General features: G+C 58.2%; 23 protein-coding genes. 10 read left to right on the forward strand and 13 right to left on the reverse strand.

What is annotated here, in order from left to right; all coding sequences use genetic code 11:
- Position 1: 1 nt before the first annotated feature.
- Genes ACR0LN_RS04595 through alr form a run of 3 tightly spaced genes read right to left on the reverse strand, consistent with a single transcriptional unit; the run spans position 2 to position 2,558 of the window.
- Positions 2–748 carry an ABC transporter ATP-binding protein gene (locus ACR0LN_RS04595; protein ID WP_480428056.1) on the reverse strand — a complete coding sequence of 249 codons (747 nt, stop codon included), beginning with the start codon at positions 746–748 and terminating at the stop codon, positions 2–4.
- Positions 745–1,527, reverse strand: coding sequence for an MlaE family ABC transporter permease (locus ACR0LN_RS04600; protein WP_480428058.1), 783 nt, complete (start codon positions 1,525–1,527; stop codon positions 745–747). The genes ACR0LN_RS04595 and ACR0LN_RS04600 overlap by 4 nt, the downstream gene beginning before the upstream one ends.
- Entirely contained in the window at positions 1,524–2,558 is a 1,035-nt protein-coding gene (gene alr, locus ACR0LN_RS04605; RefSeq protein ID WP_480428059.1) for an alanine racemase, read from the reverse strand. Before alr ends, ACR0LN_RS04600 begins: the two co-directional genes overlap by 4 nt.
- A gap of 216 nt (positions 2,559–2,774) precedes the next feature.
- On the opposite strand from alr, the gene ACR0LN_RS04610 reads away from it, so the two are divergent.
- Positions 2,775–3,314: a GNAT family N-acetyltransferase gene (locus tag ACR0LN_RS04610; protein WP_480428060.1), complete on the forward strand. Its 540-nt coding sequence runs from the start codon at positions 2,775–2,777 to the stop codon at positions 3,312–3,314.
- Between the two features lies 1 nt (position 3,315).
- On the opposite strand, the gene ACR0LN_RS04615 is transcribed toward ACR0LN_RS04610, so the two are convergent.
- The 6 genes from ACR0LN_RS04615 to ACR0LN_RS04640 form a co-directional block, all read right to left on the reverse strand.
- Positions 3,316–4,806: a replicative DNA helicase gene (locus tag ACR0LN_RS04615; RefSeq protein ID WP_480428062.1), complete on the reverse strand. Its 1,491-nt coding sequence runs from the start codon at positions 4,804–4,806 to the stop codon at positions 3,316–3,318.
- Between the two features lie 238 nt (positions 4,807–5,044).
- The gene (locus ACR0LN_RS04620; RefSeq protein ID WP_170489178.1) at positions 5,045–5,722 is read right to left on the reverse strand and encodes an orotate phosphoribosyltransferase; all 678 of its coding nucleotides are present in this window, start codon (positions 5,720–5,722) and stop codon (positions 5,045–5,047) included.
- 141 nt (positions 5,723–5,863) lie between these two features.
- Positions 5,864–7,045 carry an ammonium transporter gene (locus ACR0LN_RS04625; RefSeq protein WP_480428063.1) on the reverse strand — a complete coding sequence of 394 codons (1,182 nt, stop codon included), beginning with the start codon at positions 7,043–7,045 and terminating at the stop codon, positions 5,864–5,866.
- A gap of 159 nt (positions 7,046–7,204) precedes the next feature.
- On the reverse strand, positions 7,205–7,681 hold the full coding sequence (locus tag ACR0LN_RS04630) for a CinA family protein (RefSeq protein ID WP_480428065.1): 477 nt from the start codon (positions 7,679–7,681) through the stop codon (positions 7,205–7,207).
- A complete protein-coding gene (locus ACR0LN_RS04635) occupies positions 7,678–8,175 on the reverse strand; it encodes a phosphatidylglycerophosphatase A family protein (protein WP_480428066.1) in 498 nt (165 codons plus the stop codon). The genes ACR0LN_RS04630 and ACR0LN_RS04635 overlap by 4 nt, the downstream gene beginning before the upstream one ends.
- Positions 8,172–9,302: a bifunctional 2-C-methyl-D-erythritol 4-phosphate cytidylyltransferase/2-C-methyl-D-erythritol 2,4-cyclodiphosphate synthase gene (locus ACR0LN_RS04640; protein WP_480428067.1), complete on the reverse strand. Its 1,131-nt coding sequence runs from the start codon at positions 9,300–9,302 to the stop codon at positions 8,172–8,174. The genes ACR0LN_RS04635 and ACR0LN_RS04640 overlap by 4 nt, the downstream gene beginning before the upstream one ends.
- A gap of 109 nt (positions 9,303–9,411) precedes the next feature.
- Between ACR0LN_RS04640 and dusB the strand changes: the two genes are divergently transcribed.
- The 5 genes from dusB (at position 9,412) to ntrX (ending at position 16,733) form a co-directional block, all read left to right on the forward strand.
- Positions 9,412–10,470: a tRNA dihydrouridine synthase DusB gene (dusB, locus tag ACR0LN_RS04645; protein ID WP_480428068.1), complete on the forward strand. Its 1,059-nt coding sequence runs from the start codon at positions 9,412–9,414 to the stop codon at positions 10,468–10,470.
- Complete coding sequence (locus ACR0LN_RS04650; RefSeq protein WP_480428069.1) at positions 10,467–11,534, forward strand: two-component system sensor histidine kinase NtrB; 1,068 nt, start codon at positions 10,467–10,469, stop codon at positions 11,532–11,534. The genes dusB and ACR0LN_RS04650 overlap by 4 nt, the downstream gene beginning before the upstream one ends.
- 37 nt (positions 11,535–11,571) lie before the next feature.
- Positions 11,572–12,939, forward strand: a complete 1,368-nt coding sequence (locus ACR0LN_RS04655) for a response regulator (protein ID WP_480428070.1) — start codon at positions 11,572–11,574, stop codon at positions 12,937–12,939.
- A gap of 99 nt (positions 12,940–13,038) precedes the next feature.
- A complete protein-coding gene (locus tag ACR0LN_RS04660) occupies positions 13,039–15,327 on the forward strand; it encodes a sensor histidine kinase NtrY-like (protein ID WP_480428072.1) in 2,289 nt (762 codons plus the stop codon).
- Positions 15,324–16,733: a nitrogen assimilation response regulator NtrX gene (gene ntrX, locus ACR0LN_RS04665; RefSeq protein ID WP_480428073.1), complete on the forward strand. Its 1,410-nt coding sequence runs from the start codon at positions 15,324–15,326 to the stop codon at positions 16,731–16,733. The genes ACR0LN_RS04660 and ntrX overlap by 4 nt, the downstream gene beginning before the upstream one ends.
- Before the next feature lie 12 nt (positions 16,734–16,745).
- Here the strand turns inward: ntrX and ACR0LN_RS04670 are convergent, their stop codons facing one another.
- Positions 16,746–16,916, reverse strand: a complete 171-nt coding sequence (locus tag ACR0LN_RS04670; RefSeq protein WP_480428074.1) for a hypothetical protein — start codon at positions 16,914–16,916, stop codon at positions 16,746–16,748.
- 408 nt (positions 16,917–17,324) lie between these two features.
- Here ACR0LN_RS04670 and trkA point away from each other — a divergent pair, with 408 nt between their 5' ends.
- The 4 genes from trkA (at position 17,325) to hflX (ending at position 21,875) form a co-directional block, all read left to right on the forward strand.
- Complete coding sequence (gene trkA, locus ACR0LN_RS04675) at positions 17,325–18,701, forward strand: Trk system potassium transporter TrkA (protein WP_480428076.1); 1,377 nt, start codon at positions 17,325–17,327, stop codon at positions 18,699–18,701.
- Entirely contained in the window at positions 18,701–20,239 is a 1,539-nt protein-coding gene (locus ACR0LN_RS04680) for a TrkH family potassium uptake protein (RefSeq protein ID WP_480428077.1), read from the forward strand. The genes trkA and ACR0LN_RS04680 overlap by 1 nt, the downstream gene beginning before the upstream one ends.
- 125 nt (positions 20,240–20,364) lie before the next feature.
- Positions 20,365–20,604, forward strand: coding sequence for an RNA chaperone Hfq (hfq, locus tag ACR0LN_RS04685; protein ID WP_010440340.1), 240 nt, complete (start codon positions 20,365–20,367; stop codon positions 20,602–20,604).
- Entirely contained in the window at positions 20,604–21,875 is a 1,272-nt protein-coding gene (hflX, locus tag ACR0LN_RS04690) for a GTPase HflX (RefSeq protein ID WP_480428078.1), read from the forward strand. Before hfq ends, hflX begins: the two co-directional genes overlap by 1 nt.
- 3 nt (positions 21,876–21,878) lie before the next feature.
- Here the strand turns inward: hflX and ACR0LN_RS04695 are convergent, their stop codons facing one another.
- The 3 genes from ACR0LN_RS04695 to ACR0LN_RS04705 all read right to left on the reverse strand — a co-directional run bounded on the left by ACR0LN_RS04695 (position 21,879) and on the right by ACR0LN_RS04705 (position 25,584).
- Positions 21,879–22,274 carry an ester cyclase gene (locus ACR0LN_RS04695; RefSeq protein WP_480428079.1) on the reverse strand — a complete coding sequence of 132 codons (396 nt, stop codon included), beginning with the start codon at positions 22,272–22,274 and terminating at the stop codon, positions 21,879–21,881.
- A 107-nt stretch (positions 22,275–22,381) separates the two neighbouring features.
- Positions 22,382–24,844 (reverse strand): penicillin acylase family protein, encoded by a 2,463-nt coding sequence (locus ACR0LN_RS04700; RefSeq protein ID WP_480428080.1) that lies wholly within the window; start codon positions 24,842–24,844, stop codon positions 22,382–22,384.
- 164 nt (positions 24,845–25,008) lie between these two features.
- Positions 25,009–25,584, reverse strand: a complete 576-nt coding sequence (locus ACR0LN_RS04705; RefSeq protein WP_480428081.1) for a lipid-binding SYLF domain-containing protein — start codon at positions 25,582–25,584, stop codon at positions 25,009–25,011.
- Positions 25,585–25,676: the final 92 nt, after the last annotated feature.

Raw genomic sequence — 25,676 nt, forward strand, 5'->3', positions numbered from 1 at the left:
ATTACCGCACCGCCTCAATCGGCCCTTCAGCGCTGCCGCTGATAAACTGCTCCACATAAGGATCGCCCGAGGCATCCATCTGGCTCACCGGACCGGTCCACTGGATGACGCCTCCGTGCAGCATGGCCACGTTGTCGGCAATGGCGCGGACGGAACTCATGTCATGGGTGATGGTCATTGCGGTGGCGCCCATCTCGGTCACAATCTCGCGGATCAGGTCGTTGATGACGCCGGACATGATCGGATCCAACCCCGTGGTGGGCTCGTCAAAGAAGATGATCTCGGGCTCGGCGGCGATGGCGCGGGCGAGGCCAACACGTTTCTGCATGCCGCCTGACAGCTCGGACGGAAAGCGGTCGGCCACGTCGGATTTCAGACCCACGCGGCGCAGTTTTTCGATGGCGATCTCGCGGGCGTATTCCGGCGGGCGCTTTAGCGGGCCACGCAGCAGGCGGAAGGCGACGTTCTGCCAGACAGGCAGGGAGTCAAACAACGCCGCGCCCTGAAACAGCATCCCGAACCGGGCAAGAAAGGCATCTCGGTCGCCTTTGGTTGAGTCCTTGTCATCGACATAGATCATGCCGCTGTCGGGTTTGATCAGGCCCAGAATGCACTTCAGCGCGACCGATTTCCCGGTGCCTGACCCTCCGATAATAACCATCGAGGTGCCCTTGGGGATCTCAAGGTTCATGCCTTGCAGAACGTGATTGTCACCAAAAGCCTTGTGTACGTTCTCCATCCGGATCATAGCGAGAAGAACACCCCTGTCAGAATGAAATTGGCGGCCAGGATCATGATGGCCGCAGACTCGACCGAAGATTTGGTGGCCCGGCCCACACCTTGGGCACCGCGACCCGAGTTCATACCGTAGTAACAACCCATCAATGCGGCGATCAGGCCGAAGACGGCCCCTTTGGCAAGCGATGACACGATATCCCGCGTTTCAAGGAAATTGACCGTGTTCAACAGGTAGGTGGCCGGATTGAAGCCCAGATTTTGCGTAGCAACCACGTAGCCGCCCGCGATGCCGATGATATCGCCGATCCCGACCAGCAGAGGGACGGTGAGCAGGGCCGCCAGCACACGCGGCGCGGTCAGGTATTTCATCGGGTGGGTAGACAGAGTGACCAGCGCGTCGATCTGCTCGGTCACTTTCATGGTCGCGATCTCGGCCGCGATGGATGAAGTCACGCGGGCCGCGATCATCAGGCCCACCAGAACGGGGCCAAGCTCGCGTACCATGCCGATGGCGACGATCTGTGGCACCACAGCCTCGGCGTTGAAGCGGGCGCCACCGGCGTAGATTTGGAGCGCCAACGCGCCGCCAGTGAAGATTGCCGTCAGGCCAACAACCGGCAAGGACAGCCAGCCGATATTCATCAGCGCCACGGCAAATTCACGCGGGTAATAGGGCGGCCGGAAGAGGTGAGATATCGCATCAACCGAGAACAGGGCGACTTTGCCGAAAGTGGCGAACAACGCCAGAACCGCACGGCCCAGCCCGCCCAGCAGATGCAAGGGGTTCATTCCACGTAGCCTCGCGAGTAACGCGCGCCAAGCGATGTGAGGATTTCGTACCCGATGGTTCCGGCGGCCTCGGCCAGATCGTCCACGGTCTGGTGACCGTTCAGAATGCGCAGGCGCTCGGGGTCCTGCGGCAGGTCAGTGACGTCAACGGTAATCAGGTCCATCGAGATGCGCCCGACTACGGGACAGGGCTTGCCACCTGCGAATACGTCGATGCCTCCGCCGATAGCCCGGTGCAGACCATCCGCGTATCCAGCGGCCACGGTAGCAACACGTGACGGCCGTCGCGCGACCCATGTGTTTCCGTATCCTACGGATTCGCCGACTTCGACGGGGCGTACTTGAACAACGGGTAGGTCTGCAGTCACAACGGGTTTTGCGTCTGCAAAGGGCATGCCGCCATAAAGGCCGACGCCCGGGCGGCAGAAGTCAAAGTGGAATTCGGGGCCAAGCAGCGTGCCGCCGGTTGCTGCAAGTGATCGGGGGGCGGTTACGCCGTCCGTCATCTCGCGGAAGGTCTTCAACTGCTGACGGTTCATCGGGTGTTCCGGCTCGTCTGAGCAGGCGAGGTGCGACATCACCACCGATGGGCTCAGCGCTTCGGCTTTTGGGCGCAGTTCGGCCCAATCGGCAGGCTCAAGCCCCAGACGGTTCATGCCGCTATCCAACTGGATGCCAAAGGAGTGGTCCGGTAGCGCCTGTTGATGACGCAGGAATTGTTCCGGCGAATTGATCAACGGTGTAAGATCGTGATCTCGCAGCAGTTCGGCGTCGCCTTCCATGTGACCCGAGAATACGCCGATCATCGGACCGGGACCCACGGCTTGACGCACGACAGCGCCTTCCTCGGCGACGGCGACAAAAAATTTGCGCACGCCTTCCTCGGCCAAGGTCGCTGAAACCGGTCCGGCCCCCAAGCCATAAGCGTCGGCTTTGACCACGGCGCCGGTTTCGACATCCGTTTTTGAATCGAGCGCCTGCCAGTTGCTGGCCAGAGCGTGAAGATTGATCGTTAAACGTGCGGTACTCATGGTGCTGTTCATGACATTGGATCGCGGCAGGTCAAGGGGGTAGGCATCAATTCTTGTAGATATCGTAGCGATCACGTGCAGGTTCCGGCCAATCTTGCAAGGCCTTGGCAGAAAAAGGCCTTTGTGGCACAGGTTGACGTCTCGTCATTGTGTCTGGACTGTGATCAACTGAAGGTTCCAAGGCAGGATCGTTGATCTACCTGAAGGAGGCTGACAATGCTGAACCTGACTGTTGATTACAAATCCCGAGCGCCAGAATTGCCCGGTTTCTATCGCGACGTCTTCACCGACTCAGAAGGCAAAGATGAGGGCCTCGCTGTTGGTGGTTTGGTTCAGGATTTGTTGAACACGACATCTGATGACGATTTGCTAGGCGTTTTGGCGCTGGACGCGGGCGTGTTGGCAGGCTGCGTTTTGTTCTCGCGCTTGAGCTACGACCAAGATCCACGTCAGGTTTTTCTGATGTCTCCGGTGGCTGTGCGTACGGACCGTCAGAAAGCGGGCATTGGTCGGAAACTGATCGGTTTTGGGTTGGAAGAGTTGCGCCTGCAAGGGATAGATTTTGCTGTGACTTATGGCGACCCGGCTTATTATGAAAAGGCCGGTTTCCAACAGATCGCCGAAACCTTTGCTCGTCCCCCCATGCCGCTGAGCATGCCGCATGGATGGCTGGGACAATCCTTGACCGGAGTGGAGACTCCGATCGAAGGCCCGTCGAACTGCGTTAGCGCGTTTAACAAGCCCGATATGTGGTAGATTAGTAACTCTCGATCTGACCGTCCTGTTGCCAGGGTTTGACCAGATTGCCGAACCGGGTGAATTGCGCCTCGAAGGACAGTTCGACCGTGCCGATGGGGCCGTGGCGCTGCTTGCCGACGATGACCTCGGCCTTGCCGTGCAGGCGCTCCATGGCCTGTTTCCACTCTTCCATTTTTTCCAGCTCGTGATCGCCGGGCTTTTCACGCTCTTTGTAGTATTCTTCGCGGAACACGAACATGACCACGTCAGCGTCCTGCTCGATCGAGCCCGATTCCCGCAGGTCTGACAGCTGAGGGCGTTTGTCGTCCCGGCTTTCGACTTGACGGGACAACTGAGACAGAGCGATAACCGGGATGTTCAACTCTTTGGCGATGGCCTTCATGCCCATCGAAATCTCGGCAATCTCGTTGACGCGGTTATCCGCCATACCCCGGCAGAGCTGCAGATAGTCGATGACCAGCAGGTCCAACCCATGCGTCCGCTTCAGCCGCCGCGCGCGGGCGGCAAGCTGTGAGATCGGCAGGGCAGGGGTGTCGTCAATGAACAGCGGGCAGGCTTCCAAATCCTTGGCTGCGTCCACGAAGCGTCGGAACTCGGATTCGGTCATATCGCCCTGACGGATCTTGTGCGACGAAATCTCGGACGCTTCGGCCAGAACACGACCGGCCAGCTGTTCTGCGCTCATTTCGAGTGAGAAGAAGCCCACCACGCCGCCGTCAATCGCGCCTTCGGTGCCATCGGGCTTGGTGCCGCGCTTGTAAGCTTTGGCCACGTTGAACGCCACGTTGGTCGCCAAAGACGTCTTACCCATCGACGGACGCCCCGCAAGAATGATCAAGTCAGACGGGTGCAGACCGCCAAGCTGTTTGTCCAAGTCGGCCAGACCGGTGGAAATCCCTGCCATGCCACCACCGCGCTGGTACGCTTCGTTGGTGACGTTGACGGCTTCTGTGACCGCCTTGAGGAAGGATTGAAATCCCTGTTCGGTCTGGCCCTGCTCGGATAACTGATAAAGCTGCTGCTCGGCCTCTACGATTTGTTCCTTGGGTTCGCTGGATACATCGACCCGCGCCGCCTTGTCCGAGATGTCACGACCCAGCCGGATCAGTTCGCGCCGGATGGCGAGGTCATAGATCATCTGGGCATAATCATGCACCGCAAATGCACTGATCGACGCGCCCGCCAGTTTGACCAGATAAGCGGGACCACCCAGTTCCTTCAGGCCTTCGTCTTCGGCCATGAAAGATTTCAAAGTGACGGGGGAAGCCAGCGCATTCTTGGCGATGCGTGTGGCTGCCACCTCGTAAATCCGGGCGTGGACCGGGTCATAGAAATGCTCGGCCCCGATGATCGAGGCCACCCGATCATACAGATCATTATTGGTAAGGATCGCACCCAGAAGCTGCTGCTCTGCCTCGATAGAGTGCGGCATGGTTTCGGCATTCTGAATCTGTGCCGCCGCCTGCTCGATACTGCTTATCTCGTTCATTTTGTCCCCGCTGCCCTGCGGCAGTTCTAATCAATCAGACCCTGTTAGGGCTATCTGTAAATTTCTGAAGATAAGTCGCGTATAACTTTGCTTCAGCTTGGGATAACTTTGGACAACTCTGCCAAAAAACACCGCTTTGCGCAACATTTTGTGCGACCGGCTGGCAATCACACAAGATGCAAGAGGTGTGGGGGCGATTCTGGACCAAGTTACCCCCAGCTTATGCACAGGAGCTTTATTAAGATTTGTGGGCTTCTTGCCATCCGCGGGGGTCGTTCAGGAAGGCTTCAACCCCGCTAAGGGTTTCTTCGTCAAAGGCCTTTTGCGCTTTGGCTTCGGCCAGAACGTCCCACCAGGTGCACAGGTGGTGCAACTGCACACCGTGGTCGCCGAGGGTTTTTTCGGTCTCGGGGAAGATGCCGTAGTAGAAAATCACCGCCGTATGCCCGCAGGTCGCGCCTGTTTCGCGGATCGCGTCGACAAAGGACAGTTTCGAACCGCCATCAGTGGTCAGGTCCTCGACCAGCAGCACACGTTCCCCTTCGCTCATCGCGCCTTCGATCCGGGCGTTGCGGCCGTAACCTTTGGGTTTCTTGCGCACATATGTCATCGGCAGGGCCATACGTTCGGCGACCATGGCGGCAAACGGGATGCCTGCAGTCTCACCGCCCGCGATGTTGTCGAACGCCTCGAACCCCGCGTCGCGCATGACGGTGACGGTCAGGAAATCCATCAAAGTCGAACGGATGCGCGGGTACGAGATCAGCTTGCGGCAGTCGATATAGGTCGGGCTGGGCAGGCCGCTGGCCAGCGTGAATGGCTCGCGCGAATTGAAGTGGACGGCTTTGATCTCCAGCAGCATCCGCGCGGTCAGGCGGGCGATTTCGGTGCTATCGGGGAATGAGCTGGGGATCATGGTGCAACCTCGGGACAAAATGACGTTGCGGGCTGATAGCCCGCCGACGCCCCCGGTGTCGAGAGGCGATCGCCCAAAAGAAAAGCGGACCCTCAAGAGGTCCGCTTTTAGCCCTTACGGGCAGAGCATGCCAAGGTGGGCTTAGCTGCTCATGTCATAGGCGCGTTCGCCGTGTACCGACAGATCGAGCCCGTTTGTTTCGGTCTCGGCGTCTACGCGAAGCGGCGTGATGAGCGCAACCGCCTTAATCAACACAAATGTGACAACTGACGTAAAGACACCCACGATCAGCAACCCGCCCAGCTGCGCGGTCCAGGCACCCAAACCAAAGACAGCGATCATGATGGTGCCAAAGATACCGCCAACACCGTGCACGGCGAAGACGTCCAGCGTGTCGTCGATGTTCAGCTTGTTACGGATGACATTCACGGCTTCCTGACACAGGACGCCTGCAACGGCACCGATGATCAGTGCCTGGACCGGACCCACAAAGCCCGAGGCCGGGGTAATCGAGGCGAGACCAGCAATCGTGCCGGTCACCAGACCCACGATCGACGCCTTGCCAAAGCGAATGCGTTCCCACAGCGCCCAGGTCAGCGAGGCGGTCGCGGCAGATATATGTGTCACAGTCATTGCCATCGCGGCTCCACCGTCAGCCGCCAATTGCGAACCGCCATTGAAGCCGAACCAACCAACCCACAGCATCGCTGCACCGATCATGACATAACCGGGGTTGTGCGGAGGTGTCGTGCGGTTGCGGCGCGGGCCAAGAACCACGGCGATTATCAGCGCGGCCAGACCGGCGGTTTCGTGAACCACGATACCGCCCGCAAAGTCTCGAACGCCGATCTCACCCAAAATGCCGCCGTCGGTCAGCATGCCGCCGCCCCAGATCCAGTGAACCACCGGCGCGTAGCACAGCAGCATCCACAGGCCCGAGAATGTTAGGACAAAGCCAAAGCCCACGCGTTCCACATATGCACCCACAATCAGGGCAGGTGTGATGATGGCGAATGTCATCTGGAAAGCAAAAAACAGAATCTCGGGCAGGGTGCCCGACAGGCTGTCAACGTCGACGCCGTTCAGGAACGCTTTGCCTAGACCACCCCATAGGCCAGATCCACCTTCGCCGAAGGCAATCGAATAACCAGCGACCAGCCACAAGATGCTCATCAAACAGGCGATGCTGAAACAGTGCATGAAGACACTCAGCACGTTGCGGGCGCGCACGAGGCCGCCATAGAACAGGGCCAGGCCCGGCAGTGTCATGAACAGGACCAGGGCAGTTGCCACTATGATCCAGGCGGTATCGGCTCCATTCATCAGCCGGTCTCCTCTTTGCGTCTCGAACTTGCGTGGCGCGCGTTGAAGCGGAGAGTGTGCGTGGAAAAAAGAGGCACAAGCGGAATTAGGTGCTTATTTTAAGTGCTTTTGGCAAACGGATGATTAAATGGGCGTCAATTGATGTACTTTGCCTTATTCTTAGGCAAGAAGAAAAAGGCCCTGTGAGAGAAGGCCGAGCGCATGATCTCGGGCAGCGTTACGAACTTGGTCACGACCGATTGCGCCGAACTCCACTGTTTCTGTGCGGGTCGGCAAACCTTGGGTGGCCAGCCCGAAACAGACGCGGCCTTCGGGTTTGAACTCGGACCCGCCCGGTCCCGCGATGCCGGTGACCGAAACCGTGAGTTGCGCGTCGGAATGCGTCAGGGCACCTTCAGCCATTTCAGCGGCAACCTGTTCCGACACAGCACCGTGGGCTGCCAGCGTTTCAGCCCGCACCCCCAGCATCTGCTGTTTTGCCGTGTTGGTGTAGGTGACGAAGCCGCGCTCAACCACGGCAGAGCTGCCGGGGATATCGGTCAATGCGGCAGCCACCATGCCCCCGGTGCAGCTCTCTGCAGTGGCGATCATCACACCTCGCGCCTTAGCTAGGTTGAGTACGTCGGCAACAGTCATAGGCCCATAATCCCATGCGCAATGCCCGCAAGGATCAAGACGCCGATCGCCGCGAAGACACCGGCGATCACATCGTCCAACATAACGCCCATTGCATCGTTGCGCCGGTCTGCCCAACCCACGGGGCCAGGTTTGGTGATGTCGAACAGGCGGAACAGCAGGAAGCCGGCGACCCAGCCGGGCCAAAGGGCCGTAATCTCGATCCCATGCGCCCACGAAGGATAGGAGACGGCCCACAATGCGATGAATTGCCCGGCGACCTCGTCAATGACGATTTCGGAAGGGTCGTGGTTTTCCTGTCCCGCCGTTATGACGCGAGTTGCCCAGAGACCGCTGAAGAATACCGCTAGCGTTGCGAAGACCAGCAACGGGAATCCGCCCAACGTATGCAGCACCCAGGCGAGGGGCAGGGCGGCCAATGAACCCCATGTGCCGGGCGCAGGACGCAGATAGCCAACGCCGCCGACAGTGCCGATCAGACGTGCGGCGTTCATGACTTCACCAGACAGGCTGTAGCGAGCGACGCAATCCCCTCGCTGCGACCTGTAAAGCCCAAACGTTCGGACGTGGTTGCTTTGACCGAAACTTGATCAACGCGCAGACCCATAATCCGTGCCATCTCGTCCCGCATGGCAGGCGCGTGGGGGCCGATCTTGGGATGCTCGCAGACCAGCGTGCAATCGACATTCGAAATCCGATAGCCCAGCTGTCCAGCAAGCTCGACCGCGTGGCGCAGGAAGATTTGGCTTTCGGCACCCTTCCACTGCGGGTCCGACGGCGGGAAATGCTGACCAATATCGCCTTGCGCCAGTGCGCCATAGATCGCGTCTGTGACCGCGTGCATGCCTACATCAGCGTCAGAATGGCCCTGAAGGCCCCGGTCATGTGGGACCTTTACGCCGCACAGGATCACATGATCCCCTTCGCCAAACCGATGCACGTCGTACCCGTTGCCCAGCCTTACATCCATATCCATTCCCAAAATGCGTTCCGCCCGGGCAAAATCCTCGGGCTGTGTGATTTTGATGTTGTCCGCGTCGCCCGGCACGATGGTCACATCCAGCCCAGCGTCGCGGGCAACTTCGACGTCATCGGCGGCCCCTCCGGGATGGTTCGCATGGGCCGCGACGATGGCGTCATAGTGAAAGCCTTGTGGCGTTTGTGCTGCGAACAAACCCGACCGATCCTGAGTGCCGGACACTAATGTTCCGTTGCCTGTCCACAGCGCATCCGTCACTGCCAACCCCGGAGCGGCTGCGGGGTGTGCGTTCAATGCTTCAAGGACTTGCCGAATGGTTGTCTGGTTTACACAGGGGCGCGCGACATCGTGGATCAGAACACTTTGGACGCCCAGTGCCTCAAGGGCCCGCAAGCCGTTACGCACAGATGTGGCGCGGTCGTTTCCGCCAGCGGCCAAAATCAGATCGGACCCTGCGAATTCGTCCCATGCTCTTTGATCGTCTTCGGAAAGCACCAGAACGATATGGTCCACCTGTCCGCGAAACCGGTCAAGGGTCCAATCGGCAACACGGCGCCCCGCAAGCGTGCGCCATTGTTTCGGAACTCCTCCTCCGGCACGCAATCCGCGTCCTGCGGCAACGATGATGGCGGCGGTTGTCATTGGGTGAGGTCTCCGGTGATTTGAGGGCAATGTTTAGGGTGCGGTGAATGCAGAGGCAATCACCCGTGAAAGAATGCCCAAAAAATAGGCAAGTGATGATTTTGCGGGCTTGATGGCCGCCGATTTGTTGTTCATATGCCCTGAATTCGATATCACAGCCGCAACTGCCCAAGGATTAAGCACGTTGACCCTGCAACTCGCTGACAAAGCTCTGTACCCGCCGGTCATGCTGGCACCGATGGCTGGAATCACAGATCGGCCCTTCCGCGATCTGGTGATGCGCTTTGGCGCCGGCATGGTTGTCAGCGAAATGGTCGCCAGCCAAGAGATGGTGCAGGCCAAACCCGGAGTGCGCGAGCGGGCCGAGTTGTCGGCGGATGTTGAAAATACCGCCGTGCAACTGGCCGGGCGTGAGGCGCATTGGATGGCCGAAGCCGCCCGTCAGGTTGCTGATCGCGGCGCACGGGTGATCGACATCAATATGGGGTGCCCGGCTAAAAAAGTAACAAACGGCTATTCTGGTTCTGCTTTGCTAAAGACGCCTGACCACGCGTTGACCCTGATCAAAGCTGTGGTGGACGCCGTCAATGTTCCGGTGACACTGAAAACACGTCTGGGATGGGACGATAGCCTATTGAACGCCCCGGACGTTGCGCGACGTGCGCAAGATGCTGGAATTTCCATGGTCACGATCCACGGTCGTACACGGTGTCAGTTTTACAAAGGCAACGCGGATTGGCAGGCGATCCGCGCTGTGAAAGAGGCGGTCTCTATCCCGGTTATAGCCAATGGCGACATTGTTGATTCGACTGCCGCACGCGCAGCATTGGAAGAATCCGGCGCCGATGGCGTTATGGTCGGACGTGGGGCGCAGGGTAAGCCGTGGCTGTTGGCTCAGATTTGCCATGACCTATACGGTTCTGAAGGGCCGGAGATCCCAACAAGCGATGATCTGGTAGATATGGTCCGAGCGCATTACCAGTCGATGCTGGAATTCTACGGCTTTGATCTTGGTCTACGCGTCGCACGCAAACATTTGGGCTGGTATATGGACGAAGCGGCAACGCCTGCTGCCCTGCGTCGCGCGGTGCTGACCTCTCGGGATACAGACGAAGTTATGCGCCTATTGGGCGATGCGATTTGCGCTACCGCAGAGGTGGCGGCATGACTTCGGATCATAGTATCTGGACCTCGCTGCCTGTACCGGCATTCGTTATCGACTCATATGATCGGATCGCGGATGTGAACTCCGCAGGTGAGGGGTTTCTGAACGCCTCGCGCAAGTCGGTGATCGGGCATCCGGTATGGGACCAGATCGCCGTGGATGCCCCACTGGAAGAAGCGTTCGAGCGCGCGCGCGCGCAGGGCACGCCGTTGTTTGTCAACGACGTGGATGCCGGCTCCGGCAACCGAGCACCACTGCAATGTGCGTTGCAGATTGCGCCTCTGGTCGGTCATCCGGGGTCGATGATCATGATCATCTCGCCACGAGAGTTGGCAGGGCGAATGACCCGAGGCAACACGGTGAAGTCGGCCGCGCAATCGGCCATCGGCATGGCTGAGATGCTGGCGCATGAAATCAAGAACCCCTTGGCTGGAATTACCGGTGCCGCGCAGCTGCTGAGCATGAATATCTCGCAGCAAGATCTTGAATTAACAGATCTTATTGTTGAAGAGAGCCGTCGCATCGTTAAGCTGCTTGAGCAGGTGGAGCAATTCGGAAACCTTTCGCAGCCCGACTTTAAGCCGGTCAACATTCACGACGTTCTGGATCGCGCGCGGCGCTCGGCGCTGTTGGGATTTGGCGCGCATATGAAGATTATCGAGGATTATGACCCCTCGCTTCCGCTGGCTTACGGAGACCCGGATCAATTCCTGCAAGTGATCCTGAACTTGCTCAAGAATGCCTCAGAGGCTGCTGATCCGAAGGGCGGAACAATTCGGCTGCGCACCTATTTTGAGCATTCTTTCCGACTGCGCCGCAGTGACGGTTCAGGTCACTCGCTGCCGCTGCAGATCGAGATCATCGATGACGGGCCGGGCCTGCCCGAGAAAATCCGCAGCGATATTTTTGACCCGTTCGTGTCGGGCAAGGAAAACGGCACCGGTCTTGGGCTGGCGCTGGTGAGCAAGATCATCTCGGACCACGACGGTTGGATTTCCGCCGACTCGGTTCCGGGCCGCACGGTGTTCCGCATCTCGCTGAGGCGGGCGCCGAAGGACGTAACTTAAAACTGCCAAAAAGAGCAGAGAAAATGGAGAGCACCCGATGGATGGCACAGTATTGGTCGCAGATGACGACCGCACGATTCGCACTGTACTGACGCAGGCCCTGACGCGGGCAGGCTGCAAGGTTCATGCGACATCTTCGCTGACGACGCTGATGCGTTGGGTTGGTGAGGGCAAGGGTGACGTCGTGATCTCGGACGTGGTCATGCCGGACGGGAATGGGTTGGAGATGTTGCCGAAGATCGCGCAGGATCGCCCCGGTTTGCCGGTCATCGTTATTTCGGCCCAGAATACGATCATGACGGCGATTCAGGCGGCCGAAGCTGATGCCTATGACTATCTGCCTAAACCGTTCGATTTGCCTGACCTGATGAAACGCACCGCACGGGCGCTTGAGCAGAAGCAGCGCGTGCAGGCCGAAGTTGTCGAACCAAATGAGGATCGCCCCGAGGAGTTGCCTTTGGTTGGGCGGACGCCGGTGATGCAGGCACTGTATCGGTTAGTGGCGCGGGTGATGAACACCGACCTCTCGGTTATGATTTCGGGTGAAAGTGGCACCGGTAAGTCATTGATTGCGCGCGCGATCCATGACTTCTCGGATCGTCGTACATTGCCCTTTGTGACGGCGACGGCAGCGGACTTGCGCGATCTGGAAGGCCCCGCTCGCGTCATGGCGCGGGTCCGAGGTGGCACGCTTTTGATCGACGAGATCGCGGATATCGAGGACGAACTGCAGGCCCGCATTGTGCGGATGATGGACACGCCCGGCGATCACGTTCCACGTTTTATGGCGACCAGCCAGTCAGACCTGACCGAGGCGATGGAGAACGGTCGCGTGCGTCAGGACCTGTATTATCGCTTGTGCGGCGCGACGGTGCATGTTCCCGCCTTACGAGAACGGGTGGACGACATCACCTTGTTGGCCGATCACTTCCTGGCGCGGGAAGAGCGCGATCATGGTGCAAAGCGGTGGCTCAGCAAAGATGCCGTGGAACTGGTTCGCCGGTATTCCTGGCCCGGCAACGTGCGACAGTTGGAAAACGCCATTCGTCGCCTGAGCCTGACCAGCCGCGCCGATGAAATCTCAAAGGCTGAGGTAGAGATGGTGTTGGGCAGCCAGCCCGAAGCGGAACCCGTTCTGGGCGATGGTGAGCGTGAAAAACTGTCGGCCTCAGTAGCGCGCCATCTGCGTCGGTATTTCGACCTTCATGGCAATCTGTTGCCGCCGCCGGGCCTGTATCAGCGCATCTTGCGCGAAGTTGAGGCGCCTTTGATCGAACTTGCTTTGGATGCAACAGGCGGAAATCAGGCAAAATGTGCAGATCTTCTAGGGATTAACCGGAATACGCTGCGCAAAAAGATAACTGACCTCGATATTCAGGTGACACGCCGCCGCAAACTGATGTAATATCGCCACACAAGCCGTGGCATCTGGGTTCGCATCCGGCAACGACCACGACATATGGCGGTACGTCGCGCAAGCGACACATCAGAATGAGGGCAGACGGTGGCAACCCGGGCACAGAGCGGGCCGATTCCAGCGATCAATCGGTGGCGGAAATCCCGAAAACTGCGCAATTTCGGCACTTTGGGGCTGGTTCTTCTAGGCCCTGCTTTGGCGTTGGCGACCTACCTTGTCATTGGTCCATTTGACCTGGGGGCGAGTGCCCCCACGCTTCGCCTGATCCTACTGGCAGACCTTGTTTATGTGCTGGTCGTCGCCGCGTTGGTGTTGGGGCAAGTCTTCAGTCTGATCGCTGCCCGCCGGGCGAAGTCCGCAGGATCCCGGCTGCACCTGAGATTGATCGGCGCTTTCACGCTTTTGGCTCTGGTGCCAACGGTCACTGTTGCGATCTTCGCTGGGTTGACGGTGAATATTGGCTTGGAAGGGTGGTTTTCGGATCGCGTAAGGCAGGTCGTTGGCTCGTCCCTTACGGCTGCCGAAGCCTATGAGCAGGAACACCGGCAGGGCCTGACTCAGGACGCAGCCGTTCTGGCGAGGTTCTTGAACAATGCCCGCGCGCTGGACTTCTACATCTCAGACGCGGAACTGCGTGAGGTTCTGGCGCAAGGGCAATCACAAATTCAGCGTGGTCTGAAAGAAGCCTATGTCATTGATGGTAGTGGTGAAATCCGCTCTCGCGGGGATCGATCATACCTTTTTAATTACGAAACCCCAACACCCGAACAAATTGTCGAAGCGTCCGATACTGGGCTGCTCATTATTGCAGATTGGCAAAACAGTGAGTTCCGGGCACTGGTGCCCTTGCGGGCCTATCTTGATCGGTATCTGTACGTAAGCCGTGAAGTGGACGGTCAGCTTTTGACTCTGCTGGACGATACCAAGGAAACGGTTCAGTTCTACCAGCAGCTTGAAAGTGATCGGGGCAGAGTGCTGTTCGAGTTCGGGTTATTGTATTTGGGCTTTGCTGTGATCTTGATTCTGGCAGCGATGTCCTTGGGAATGTGGTTCGCTGAACGCCTTTCGCGCCCGGTGGGTCGGTTGACGACTGCGGCGCAAAGGGTTGGTGCAGGTGATCTGAGCGTGCAGGTCATCGAAGAGGCCAGCGATGATGAAATCGCCATGTTAGGCCGGTATTTCAATCAGATGACACGGCAACTTAAAGCGCAGCGCGACACTCTTCTGGATAATACCCGCCATATTGAGCGTCGGCGTCGCTTGTTTGATTCGGTTCTCAGTTCGGTGACGTCTGGCGTGGTTGGCGTTGATCCCGATGGCTGCGTGACATTCGTGAACCGTTCAGCGGAACGGTTGCTTGACTGGGCGAAGGTCGATGATCAACTGGCTATAGGTATCGCGGTGCCAGAGTTTCTGCCTCTGTTCGAAAGCCTTAAAGATAGCGGGCAGGAAGCCGTGCAGGGGGAGATCAAGGTTACTCGGAAGGGGCGATTGGAAAACCTGCTGGTCCGAATGGCGACGCGGCGCGGCGAGGATGGCAGGCTCGAAGGGTATGTGGTTGCCTTTGACGATGTGACTGATCTGGTCAGCGCCCAGCGGATGGCAGCCTGGGGCGACGTTGCCCGGCGGATTGCGCATGAAATCAAGAACCCGCTGACTCCGATCCAATTGAGCGCCGAGCGCATCAAACGAAAATTCTCGCGCAAGCTGGATGAAGAGGATTGCGACAGCCTCGAATCCATGACCGACGTTATCGTGCGGCAGACCAACGACCTGCGGCGCATTGTGGATGAATTCTCGAAGTTTGCCCGGATGCCCGAGCCGGATCGCCACGAAGAAGATGTTGTCGGTCTTGTGAAAGAGGCGGTGCTTTTGCAGCAAGCCGGGCAGCCGGACGTTGAGATCGACGTGACCCTGCCGGATCAACCCATTCTGGCGGAACTGGATGCGACGATGCTAAATCAGGCGCTGACGAACCTGATCAAGAATGCCGGTGAGGCCATTGAAACACTTAAACAAAAAGGCCCACCGGAAGATCTGAAGCCACAGATCAAAGTGGACGTGACCAGCGATGACGCGGGTACGGTAATAACCATCGCGGACAACGGCATCGGTTTGCCCGAAGACCGGGCAAGACTGTTTGAGCCGTACGTGACCACACGCGACGAGGGCACCGGTTTGGGGCTGCCTATCGTCAAAAAGATTATCGAAGAACATGGCGGAGCGCTGACCTTGGAGGACGCGCCCGTTTTTAACGGACAGGACCATTTTGGTGCAATGGCCGTGATCCGTTTACCGGGGGCCAATCTATCCCCGACCGCAGCGCCACAAAAGCAGGCAATTAAAACCAACAAACTGAAAGCAGGCCAAAGATGAGCGACATTCTGATCGTAGATGACGAACGCGATATTCGCGAACTGGTGTCCGACATTCTGGAGGACGAAGGCTATTCAACCCGGCTGGCTGGTAACTCGGACGAGTGCATGGCTGAAATCAATTCGGAACCGCCGGGGCTTTTGATCCTGGACATTTGGTTGAAAGACAGCCGGATGGACGGGATCGACATTCTAAAGGCGGTAAAGCGCGATAACCCTGATGTTCCGGTGGTGATTATTTCCGGCCACGGCAACATTGAAATCGCGGTGGCTGCGATTAAGCAGGGTGCCTACGACTTTATCGAAAAGCCCTTTAATATTGATCAGCTGATGGTTGTAATCCGCCGCGCAATGGAAACCTCGCGCCTGCGTCGCGAGAACGCCTCGTTGAAGCGCAAGGAAGTCACCAATTCGGACATGATCGGTAAATCCGCGGCGTTCCGCACGATGCAGAGCCAGTTAGACAAGGTTACAAAGTCCAACGGTCGTGTCATGCTGAGCGGCCCGGCCGGGTCGGGCAAGGAAATCGCCGCGCGCTATATCCATGCGCATTCCAATCGCGCCAACGCCCCCTTCGTGACCGTAAACTGTGCAGGAATCGAACCCGAGCGTGTCGAAGAGGTTCTGTTTGGACGAGAATCCTCGGAACGGGGGATCGAGTCCGGGCTTCTGGAAGAGGCTCATGGTGGCGTGATCTATTTCGATGAGGTTGCGGACATGCCTCTTGGCACCCAGTCCAAGATTCTGCGCGTTCTCGTTGATCAGCAATTCCAGCGCGTTGGTGGATCTGACAAAGTTCGCGTTGATCTTCGGGTGATCTCATCCACCAACCGGGACCTCGAAGCGGAAATCACCGCAGACCGGTTCCGCGAAGAACTCTATCACCGCCTGAACGTCGTTCCAGTGGCGGTTCCATCGCTGGAAGAGCGGCGCGAAGATATCCCGGTTCTGGCGCAACACTTCATTGAGATGTGCAATGAAACTCAGGGGCTTGCGATACGTGAAATCTCGGAAGAGGCCGTGGCGTTGCTGCAGACTATGACGTGGCCGGGGAATGTTCGGCAGCTCAAAAACCTGATCGAACGCGTTCTGATCCTTGGGGATGGGGCCGGACCGATCGAAGCCAAAGAACTGCCTGCAGAAGAGGAAAAGGCGGACGATACGGGGCGTGTTGTTCTTTCGGGTGCGCTGGCCACCTTGCCGCTGCGCGAAGCGCGAGAGGCGTTCGAGCGGGAATATCTGTTGACTCAAATTAACCGCTTTGGCGGAAATATCAGTCGCACCGCCAGCTTTGTCGGGATGGAACGCAGCGCGCTGCACCGCAAACTGAAATCGCTTGGAGTTGTGACCTCGAACAAGTCCGGTGCGCGGGTGGCGCAGTTGGACGAACCGGAACCGGCGGAATAAATCGCCGGGTCGTTATCCGGCCTGGCCGGGAGAGATGATCTGGAACGACCCGTTGTCAAATTTCACATAACATGACTGGGTCGTCAGCGGTGGCAAAGTCGTCGTCGGCACGGCCGGTACGCGGGATTTTTCACCCTGTTTGCAAGGCGGCAAGCTGACGGGGCGGAATCCTTTCTTGGCCATGCATAGCGCCTCGACCTCACTTCGTAGACCTTGGTTGACGTCTACTGTATAAACCTGTCCGGGCTGCCACCAGCCGGGCGAACGATAACACCGCCCTCTGCCGTCGCAATAAGTGCGGCCGGGCCAGTAGGTGGGGGGACTTTGGCGAATCTGAGTGGCAATCGGCACCTCGTTCACGGCCTGAACCTGACACTGAGTGGTCTCGCTCTGTAGGCGAGATACGCTCTCACCCTCGCGGTAATACAGGGAGAGCGGACCACTGCATGAGGACAAAACCATTATCGGAAGTAGCAAACGAAGCACTGTTTTCATGGACTTATCTTGCCCCAGGCGGGCGAGTATGACAAATCAATTGACCGTTTTGGGGGCATCTGTCATTCAAGCAATTCAGGCAGAAGGGCCAAGAACATGAAGGTCATCATTTGCGGTGCTGGTCAGGTTGGCTGGCAGATTGCACGGCACCTGTCGGGCGAGCTTAACGACGTAACGGTGGTGGATAACAACCCCGATCTGGTGCGCCGCGCGACCGAGACACTGGATGTGCAGGGGATTGCCGGGTTCGCCAGCTACCCTGATGTGTTGGATCGGGCAGGGGCCCGAGACGCCGATATGATCATTGCAGCGACCCATTCGGACGAGGTGAATATGGTCACCTGTCAGATGGCGCACTCGATTTTTTCGATCCAGCGTAAGATCGCGCGTCTACGATCCAAATCCTATCTGCAGGCGATCCACTCGGACCTGTTTCGGCGCGACCACCTGCCCATTGACGTGGTGATCAGCCCCGAGCGCGAGGTTGCAGCCGCCGCGATGCAACGCCTGTCAGCACCGTCTGCTTTTGATACCGAGATGTTCATGGACGGCAAAGCGCAGTTGTTGGGCATCCGCTTGGATGAGGACTGCCCAATCGTGAACACGCCGCTGCGGCAACTCACGGACTTGTTTTCTACGCTCAGCTCGATTGTGGTGGGCGTTCGCCGAGACGGCCGCCTTTTTGCGCCGGAATCCGAGGATCAGCTGTTTGTGGGCGATGAGTGCTACGTGTTCAGTCATGTCGAAGACGTTGCACGTACGATGGAGGTCTTTGGCAAGGCGCAAAAGAAACAAGATCGGGTGGTGATCGTCGGTGGCGGCAATGTGGGGCTTGAAGTCGCTCGTACGCTGGAAGAGCGCGAAAGCCGCGTCCGCGCCAAGATCATTGAACGGGATCGCCACTGTGCCGAATTGGCGGCTGAGACGTTGGAGCGGACGATCGTTCTGAACGGCGATGGGCTGGACGCTGCACTTTTGCGCGAGGCAGGGATCGAGCGCGCAGACGCGATGCTGGCGGTCACCGACGATGACCGCGCAAACATGCTGGCTGCCGTACGCGCCAAGTCTGAAGGCTGTGCTTTGGCTATTGCGCTCATCAATGATCCAAGCATGGTCGCGCTGATGGGGCCGCTGGGGATCGACGCCTATATCAACCCGCGGGCCACTACGGTCAGCTCGATCCTGCGCCATATCCGTCAAGGGCGTGTGCGGCAGGTTTATTCCATCGGCGATGCCGAGGCTGAGGTGATCGAAGCCGAAGTCTTGTCGACCTCGCCCATGGCTGGACAAAGACTGCGTGACATTGATTTCCCCGAAGGTGTTCTGGTGGGTGCGGTGCGTAAAGGGGATGAAGTCGTGCGTCCCTCTGGAAGTTTGCGAATTGAAGAAAAAGACGTGGTGGCGATCTTTGCAATGGCGAAAGACGTGCCCGAGGTCGAGCGGTTGATGCAGGTCTCAATCGATTTCTTCTGATGATACGCGCGGGAACACAACAGATCGGGCTGGTGCGGCGATTGCCGCTGTTTCTGCTGATCTGGGGCGTGGTTTCTGTTTCGATGTGGATTCCGGCGATCTACGCTTTGGCGCTGGATGACCACGACACTTCGCGATCTTTTTTCTATTCCGGCTTGTCGGGGCTGTTCGTGGTGGCGTCGGTTTCGCTGGCATCCTCGAACCGGGTGCCGCGCCGGGGCACGCTTGGGCAGCTTGCGGTCTTGTTGGCGTGTTTTACCGTTTTGCCGGTGTTTCTGGCGATCCCGCTGCATGATGCGTTGGGCAATACGACCTTCCTGAATGCCTATTTCGATATGGTCAGCGCAATGACGACCACAGGGGCCGATATTTTCCCCAACCCCGACCGACTGACTGCACCGTTGCACCTGTGGCGCGCACTGGTTGGCTGGATGGGTGGCCTGCTGATGTGGATTTCAGCGGCGGCTATTCTGGCGCCGCTCTCGTTGGGTGGCTTTGAGGTCACCGCGCGTGGTCAGCCCGGTCGTCCGGTCACGGGTGTGGCGCAAAGTGAAAAAGTTGACCCGCGCGGGCGGTTGATCCGCGTGACGCGCACTCTTACGCCTGTGTACGCAGGCCTGACGGCTGTAATTTGGCTGCTGCTGATGATCGCAGGTGAACAAGGGCTGACGGCCATATGTCATGCGATGTCGACGATGGCGACGTCGGGCATTTCGCCGGTTGGTGGGCTTGAGGGGGCGCAGGCCGGTATCACCGGCGAGGCGATCCTTTTCTTATTCCTGTTTTTCGCCCTGTCCCGGCTGACATTTTCAACGGACACTGCCACCACGGGGTATTCGCGCCTGGATAAAGATCCTGAGTTTCGGATCGGTATGTTGATCGTTATCGCCGTGGCCATTCTTTTGTTTTTCCGCGTCTTAGCCGGAGTAAACGAAATCGGCGGGACTGTGCGTCCGATAGAAGCGGTGCAAGTGTTCTGGGGCATGCTGTTTACGGTTCTGTCATTCCTTACTACCGCCGGGTTTGAAAGTTCAAACTGGAACGATGCGCAGCAATTGTCAGGGCTGGGCACGCCTGGGTTGATCCTAATGGGCTTGGCCCTGATCGGTGGCGGCGTTGCAACGACCGCTGGCGGGGTCAAATTGCTGCGGGTGTTTGCCCTATACCTGAACGGCGCGCGCGAGATTGACCGGCTGATATACCCTTCGTCGGTCAGTGGTGTTGGCGGTGGCAATCGTCGGATTCAAAGCGACGGAGCCTTTATTGCGTGGATCTTTTTGATGATGTTCGCTCTGACGGCGGCACTTTTTAATTTGCTTCTGGCAATGATGGGGGCAGGGTTCGAACAGGCGATGGTTCTGACTGTCGCATCGCTGAGCACAACGGGTCCATTGATCGAACTGGCCACGGATATGACAATCCGGCTGGTGGACCTGTCGGCCGGTGCAAAGCTGACAATGTGTGCGGCTATGGTGATCGGGCGGTTGGAAACGCTGGCGATCATTGCGCTGATTACGCCAAGCCTCTGGCGCGACTAAGATTCAACATATGTGGAAGGACTGATTTTTTGATCTGGAAACTCAGTTAATCCCACTCCATACTCTGCCAGAGGGAGCGCGTTGGTCCGCAGCGCGTAGCAAGAACAACGGCGAGATAACAAAATATGGCTTCGGACAGACAGAATCTGCAGGACGCGTTCCTGAACAATGTACGGAAAGCAAAGGTCCCGGTCACAATTTTCCTGATCAACGGTGTGAAATTGCAGGGTGTGATCACCTGGTTCGACAATTTCTGCGTGCTGCTGCGCCGCGACGGACAGTCGCAGCTGGTCTACAAGCATGCGATTTCGACCATCATGCCGTCACAGCCGATCAGCCTGTATGAGGGCGAAGACGCCTCTTGATGGAACATGAAAGGATGCACACCCGCGCTTGGGTGCTGCATCCGGAAATCAAATCAGATGAACAGCGCCGTGTCCCCCAACCGGCGCTGGAAGAGGCGGTGGCATTGGCTGCCGCTTTGCCCGATCTGGATGTGGTCGGGTCTGAAATTGTGCGCCTGCAACGGGCGCAACCGGGCCTATTGTTCGGCAGCGGTAAGATCGAAGAACTTGCCGAACGGTTACATGACAACGAAGTCGAGCTGGTTCTGATTGATGGGCCGGTGACTCCGGTTCAGCAGCGAAACCTTGAGAAGGCATGGAAGGTTAAAATCCTCGACCGCACCGGCCTGATCCTTGAGATTTTCAGCGACCGCGCCCGAACCCGTGAAGGTGTGTTGCAGGTCGAGATGGCCGCGCTCAGCTATCAGCGGACGCGATTGGTGCGGGCCTGGACCCACCTTGAACGTCAGCGTGGTGGTTTGGGGTTTGTCGGCGGTCCGGGTGAAACCCAGATCGAGGCCGACCGTCGCGCCATCGACGAGCAATTGGTGCGCCTGCGACGACAACTGCAGAAGGTGGTCAAAACCCGAACCCTGCACCGCGCTGCGCGCGCCAAGGTGCCGTATCCGATAGTGGCACTTGTTGGCTATACCAACGCAGGCAAATCGACGCTGTTCAACCGATTGACCGGGGCCGAAGTGATGGCCAAAGACATGCTGTTCGCCACGCTTGACCCAACTATGCGGCGGGTCGAACTGCCTGACGGCCCCGAGGTGATCCTGTCTGACACGGTGGGCTTTATCTCAAACCTGCCGACGGAATTGGTTGCGGCCTTCCGGGCGACTCTCGAAGAGGTTTTAGGGGCTGATATCGTCGTTCATGTTCGTGACATCAGCCACGAGGACACCGACGCTCAGGCACAAGATGTCGAGGCGATTCTGACCTCGTTAGGAGTGGATGATGAACGCCCGCGGCTGGAGGTTTGGAACAAGATTGACCTTTTGAACGAAGACGAGCGTGAGGCCGCCTTTAAGCGGGCAGACCGTGACCCTTCGATTTTTGCCATCTCGGCCGTGACGGGTGAAGGCGTCGAACCCCTGTTGGTTGAGATCGCAACCAAGCTACAAGGGGTTCGTCACGAAGAGACACTCTTGCTCAGTTTTGCGGAAGGCAACAAACGTGCGTGGCTATTCCGGCAGGATGTCGTTCGATCAGAAAAACAGACCGACGATGGATTTGAGATTAGCGTTTTGTGGACGGACAAGCAGGCCGCAAAGTTCGCAGGGCTATAGACGTCAACCTCCGTCTATTTGTCGTTTCATATCCTCGACGTCGAACCAGCCCTGGGATGACATGACCTTGTGATCCTCGTTCAGGTCCCATTCTTCCCAACCTCGTGTTACCACGTGGTTCCCGGTCTTGGCGTGATGACCTTCGAACGTCCAGACAAAGATCGCATGACTGCCGGCCCAACGCATCATGTCGCAACGCAGTTCAAGGTCGGGAAAGTCGGACTGAAAACTACGAGCCATCTCGGCTATTGCCGCGCGTCCCTGCAGGGTTTCCGATCGGTTCATCACCATTTGCCCGTCAGGAGTAAAAAAGCTGGCGACAGCATCATGATCGCCCGAACTCCAGGCGATTGCATAATCGCGCGCAAGATTGTTTAGCCTATCCCGAATACTGGCCATCTGCGTCCCCCGGTCCCAAATTGTCACCCGTAAGATCGTAGGCGAAAAGGCGTACCGACGTCCACGACTGGTCAAAAAAGGGGCAAGGTCTTGCCGAAGCGCGAAATTCAGCGCGGGATCAGGTTTGTGATACCAACGGCGGCAGCGCGCGCCAGATCCAGATCCAGCGACATGGGGATGTACTCTCCGCGCCGCCACAGCTGCGCCTGATCGTCATAGTAGCGTGACAGGAAGTGGCCAGACTGGCCGGTGGCCGTGATGAAAACCGAGCTATCGGGGTCGGCGAAATCATAGACACCGCGATAGCCTGCGCCATGCACGTTCTGGAACGGGTCCTTGCCTTCGCCAGAGGTTCGGCCACGCAGCAGAGTATTGTCGCCGCCACTGGTGGACTGACGGATATTGACGAAGAACCGTAACACGGGGACCGAGCCCAGAACCGGGTGGTCATGTGTGGCCTGATGTGCGTCGCCCCAGCGCAGCGATTCCAGCGCTGTTCCATAGTTCTCGGCGATCCATATCAATGCGTCATCCAGCGCCAGACGAGCCATATCCGTGCAGGTTTCGCTTGGTGCGCTTTGGCGTACGTCACACCAGACCGAAGCGCCATCCACGTCACGATAAACACGTTCGATGAAAAGTGGCTCAACATGCTTGTATTCGGCGGCCAGCGGTCCCAATTCGTCCGAGATCAGCCTGATCTGAAGCGCCCGCAACCAAGCGGCATAGATCAGTGGCTCGGGCAGGTGTTCGTTCATCTCGCCATTCCACTCGGCCAGTAGGGACAACGCGATCTGGCGTTGACGTTCTGGGGTTCCCTCGGGGGCTGAGGCTCCGGTGAACCACAGATCTGCACCGATCAGCGGCAGCAGTGAACGGGCCGTAAAGCTGACAGTGTCCAATTGCGCCTCGATAAAGCTGTCGCGGGTGTGGACCTCGCGCGATTGCATCAGGCGCTCCCAGCGATGCACGCGCTGGGTGTCGCCCCATTCATAGGACACATGTTCCGGGAAGGGGCGGTCGATGATCTTGTTGTTTGTATTGCCCAGAATACCACCGGCGGGGGCGACGAATTCCGGGTTGTCCTCATAGGGCAAGCGGCCCTGCCAAAGGTTTTCGGCCAGCCAACCTGGCGTCGGAATGCGGCCCCGGCTTTGGTTGCGCAGGTCGCGCTTGGGCATGGCCCCGATCAGCTTCATGCCGATCGTGTTTTTATCAACCAAGGACAGGTTCTGTGATGGTGAGAGGAACAGTTCTGCCCCATCAATAGCCTCTCGAACGGTATCCGCGTTCATCAGCGCCATCGACGCGGTCATCGACGTATCACGCGGGCTGAGTGCGGTCCAAGACAACGAGGCGACGTGACCCGGCGGAGTAATCGTATCCAGATCATAGTGGCTGCCGGGCAGGACGGGGCCGTTTTCCGTCCAGCGTAGAGTCAGGGTGATCGGGGCCTCGTCCTTGATCTCGATGATCGACGGACGGGTGCGGAATTTCTGGAACCCGTCTGGGGTCAGGTATTCCTCGGGGTTGTCGGGATTGAGTTGTTCGATATGAACGTCCTGATCGTCCAGGTAGGATGAGGTCAGGCCCCAGCCCAGACGGTCGCTGCGTCCGGTCATTACGGCGGGTATACCGGGAATGGTGGCACCAATGACGCCGCCCTTGGCCAGTTCAAGTCGCGCCAGATACCAGATACCAGGTGCGGTGAACCCCAAATGTGGGTCGTTGGCCAATAGCGTGCCACCGCTGGCTGATCGTGAAGGTGCGGCCGTCCATGCGTTTGAAGCGCCAGCCAACCCTCGTTTTGGGAAGGGCGATAGCGGTGTGTCGGGCATCGGCGTACCGCTGGCATAGCGGGGTACGGTTGGAAACAACGCCGCGTATTCCGGCAGGGCGGCAATGCCAGCACCCGGAACGTCGGGAAGAATATCGGCCAAACGCGCAGGATCATCCAGCATCAGAGATGTACGTGCGCGCAGAACCTCATCCTGCAGATGCCCGGACAATTGGAGGCCCATTAGTTTGATCACCGCAATGCTGTCGCCGGGTTGCCACGGGGACACAGGTGCATTGAACAAGAACATCTCGGGCGCGCCTCGGCCCAGGGCGGCTTCGTTGATCTCATCCAGTCGCGCATTCACGCCGGCGGCATAGCCCCGCAGCGCCGCTTTGGTGTAGTCGTCCTGCACCTCGACCGAGCGATGCGCCAATCCGTACAAGTCCAGTCGGCGCAGCAGCTTGTCTATGTGGACAGTGCGTGGGCCAAAGATTTCGGACAAGCGTCCTTGAGCTGTGCGGCGCATGACCGTCATCTGCCACAGCCGGTCCTGAGCATGGGCATAACCCAGGCCAAAGAATACATCTGGGTCATTATTGGCCAGAATGTGCGGAACGTTGGCGGTGTCTCGAATAATTTCGACCGGTGCGCTCAAACCTTCGGCTTCAACCGTCTGATCGTAGTCCGGCAGCGATTGGCTGGCCAAGAAGTACACAAGAGCCACGGCGGCCAAAGCCAGCAGGATCAGACCTGTGGTAATGCGCACGAGCCAGCGAAATACAAGAGCCATCTGCGGCCTACTACCCTGATCCTGTTCCGGTTGCGGCAAGACTAGTTGATGGGCGGGCTGACCGAAAGAGGAACAGCCCGGGAATATTCATGTTTACAAGACGAACCCCGCCACAGGTGGGCTTGTGGCGGGGTTCGTCTTGATAGGGGCGTGGTAGCCCAAAGTTACGGAATGATCCGTGTGTATTTTGTACCTTCGACCGTGGCGCCAAATTTCAGGCCGGCTTGCCCGAAAACCACAGCCAGCACTGGCGAACGTAGTGTCGTTGTGTCGGTGGACAAGGAATTTCCAGTTGCGTCAACCACATAGCCGATATCAGCGCCGGCGGTCCATCCGCTGGAACGGCGGAAATCGTTCAACGCATCCTGCGTCATGAAAAACAGGACATGCGCATATTGCTGGGCACCGATTTGCAGACCGGCGGTTCCGGACACTGCCGAATAGTAGTCAACCGTTGCGCCCTGAATACGCAACGCGCCCTGGCCGTAGGCACCGCCAAAGAAGATTAGTCCGGCATCGGTAATCAGGGGCATAACCAACATGCCGTTGGCTTTGTTCGCGATCTCAACTGTGTTGGGATAGGTCGCATACATCTGGGCAAGAGTGGCATCGACGCGGGCGTCGATCTTGGCCGCATTGGAATTGCCGACGCCATTGCCGCAGGCTGCGGTTACTGTCAAGCCGGCCATGCCAAAGGCAAAGCCACGACGGCTTAGTCGGGGTGCATTGGAACTGCTCATGTTTTTTTCTCTGTATTGCTGCCTGATGTGTCGGGTAGGCCCGATCTTATGTGCAAGAATACGCCGATTGAGGCTGTGTGTCACGGGAAAGC

The sequence above is a fragment of the Ruegeria sp. AA6 genome (assembly GCF_056542865.1).

Excerpts from the sequence above, each read along its gene's own strand:
- ACR0LN_RS04620 (WP_170489178.1), bottom strand. The coding sequence starts at position 5,722 with ATGATCCCCAGCTCATTCCCCGATAGCACCGAAATCGCCCGCCTGACC.
- ACR0LN_RS04640 (WP_480428067.1), bottom strand. The coding sequence starts at position 9,302 with ATGACAACCGCCGCCATCATCGTTGCCGCAGGACGCGGATTGCGTGCC.
- ACR0LN_RS04625 (WP_480428063.1), bottom strand. The coding sequence starts at position 7,045 with ATGAATGGAGCCGATACCGCCTGGATCATAGTGGCAACTGCCCTGGTC.
- ACR0LN_RS04635 (WP_480428066.1), bottom strand. The coding sequence starts at position 8,175 with ATGAACGCCGCACGTCTGATCGGCACTGTCGGCGGCGTTGGCTATCTG.
- ACR0LN_RS04600 (WP_480428058.1), bottom strand. The coding sequence starts at position 1,527 with ATGAACCCCTTGCATCTGCTGGGCGGGCTGGGCCGTGCGGTTCTGGCG.
- trkA (WP_480428076.1), top strand. The coding sequence starts at position 17,325 with ATGAAGGTCATCATTTGCGGTGCTGGTCAGGTTGGCTGGCAGATTGCA.
- ACR0LN_RS04655 (WP_480428070.1), top strand. The coding sequence starts at position 11,572 with ATGGATGGCACAGTATTGGTCGCAGATGACGACCGCACGATTCGCACT.
- ACR0LN_RS04650 (WP_480428069.1), top strand. The coding sequence starts at position 10,467 with ATGACTTCGGATCATAGTATCTGGACCTCGCTGCCTGTACCGGCATTC.
- ACR0LN_RS04595 (WP_480428056.1), bottom strand. The coding sequence starts at position 748 with ATGATCCGGATGGAGAACGTACACAAGGCTTTTGGTGACAATCACGTT.
- ACR0LN_RS04695 (WP_480428079.1), bottom strand. The coding sequence starts at position 22,274 with ATGGCCAGTATTCGGGATAGGCTAAACAATCTTGCGCGCGATTATGCA.
- ntrX (WP_480428073.1), top strand. The coding sequence starts at position 15,324 with ATGAGCGACATTCTGATCGTAGATGACGAACGCGATATTCGCGAACTG.
- ACR0LN_RS04615 (WP_480428062.1), bottom strand. The coding sequence starts at position 4,806 with ATGAACGAGATAAGCAGTATCGAGCAGGCGGCGGCACAGATTCAGAAT.
- ACR0LN_RS04670 (WP_480428074.1), bottom strand. The coding sequence starts at position 16,916 with ATGGCCAAGAAAGGATTCCGCCCCGTCAGCTTGCCGCCTTGCAAACAG.
- ACR0LN_RS04705 (WP_480428081.1), bottom strand. The coding sequence starts at position 25,584 with ATGAGCAGTTCCAATGCACCCCGACTAAGCCGTCGTGGCTTTGCCTTT.
- ACR0LN_RS04630 (WP_480428065.1), bottom strand. The coding sequence starts at position 7,681 with ATGACTGTTGCCGACGTACTCAACCTAGCTAAGGCGCGAGGTGTGATG.
- hfq (WP_010440340.1), top strand. The coding sequence starts at position 20,365 with ATGGCTTCGGACAGACAGAATCTGCAGGACGCGTTCCTGAACAATGTA.
- ACR0LN_RS04700 (WP_480428080.1), bottom strand. The coding sequence starts at position 24,844 with ATGGCTCTTGTATTTCGCTGGCTCGTGCGCATTACCACAGGTCTGATC.
- ACR0LN_RS04680 (WP_480428077.1), top strand. The coding sequence starts at position 18,701 with ATGATACGCGCGGGAACACAACAGATCGGGCTGGTGCGGCGATTGCCG.
- ACR0LN_RS04610 (WP_480428060.1), top strand. The coding sequence starts at position 2,775 with ATGCTGAACCTGACTGTTGATTACAAATCCCGAGCGCCAGAATTGCCC.
- alr (WP_480428059.1), bottom strand. The coding sequence starts at position 2,558 with ATGAGTACCGCACGTTTAACGATCAATCTTCACGCTCTGGCCAGCAAC.
- hflX (WP_480428078.1), top strand. The coding sequence starts at position 20,604 with ATGGAACATGAAAGGATGCACACCCGCGCTTGGGTGCTGCATCCGGAA.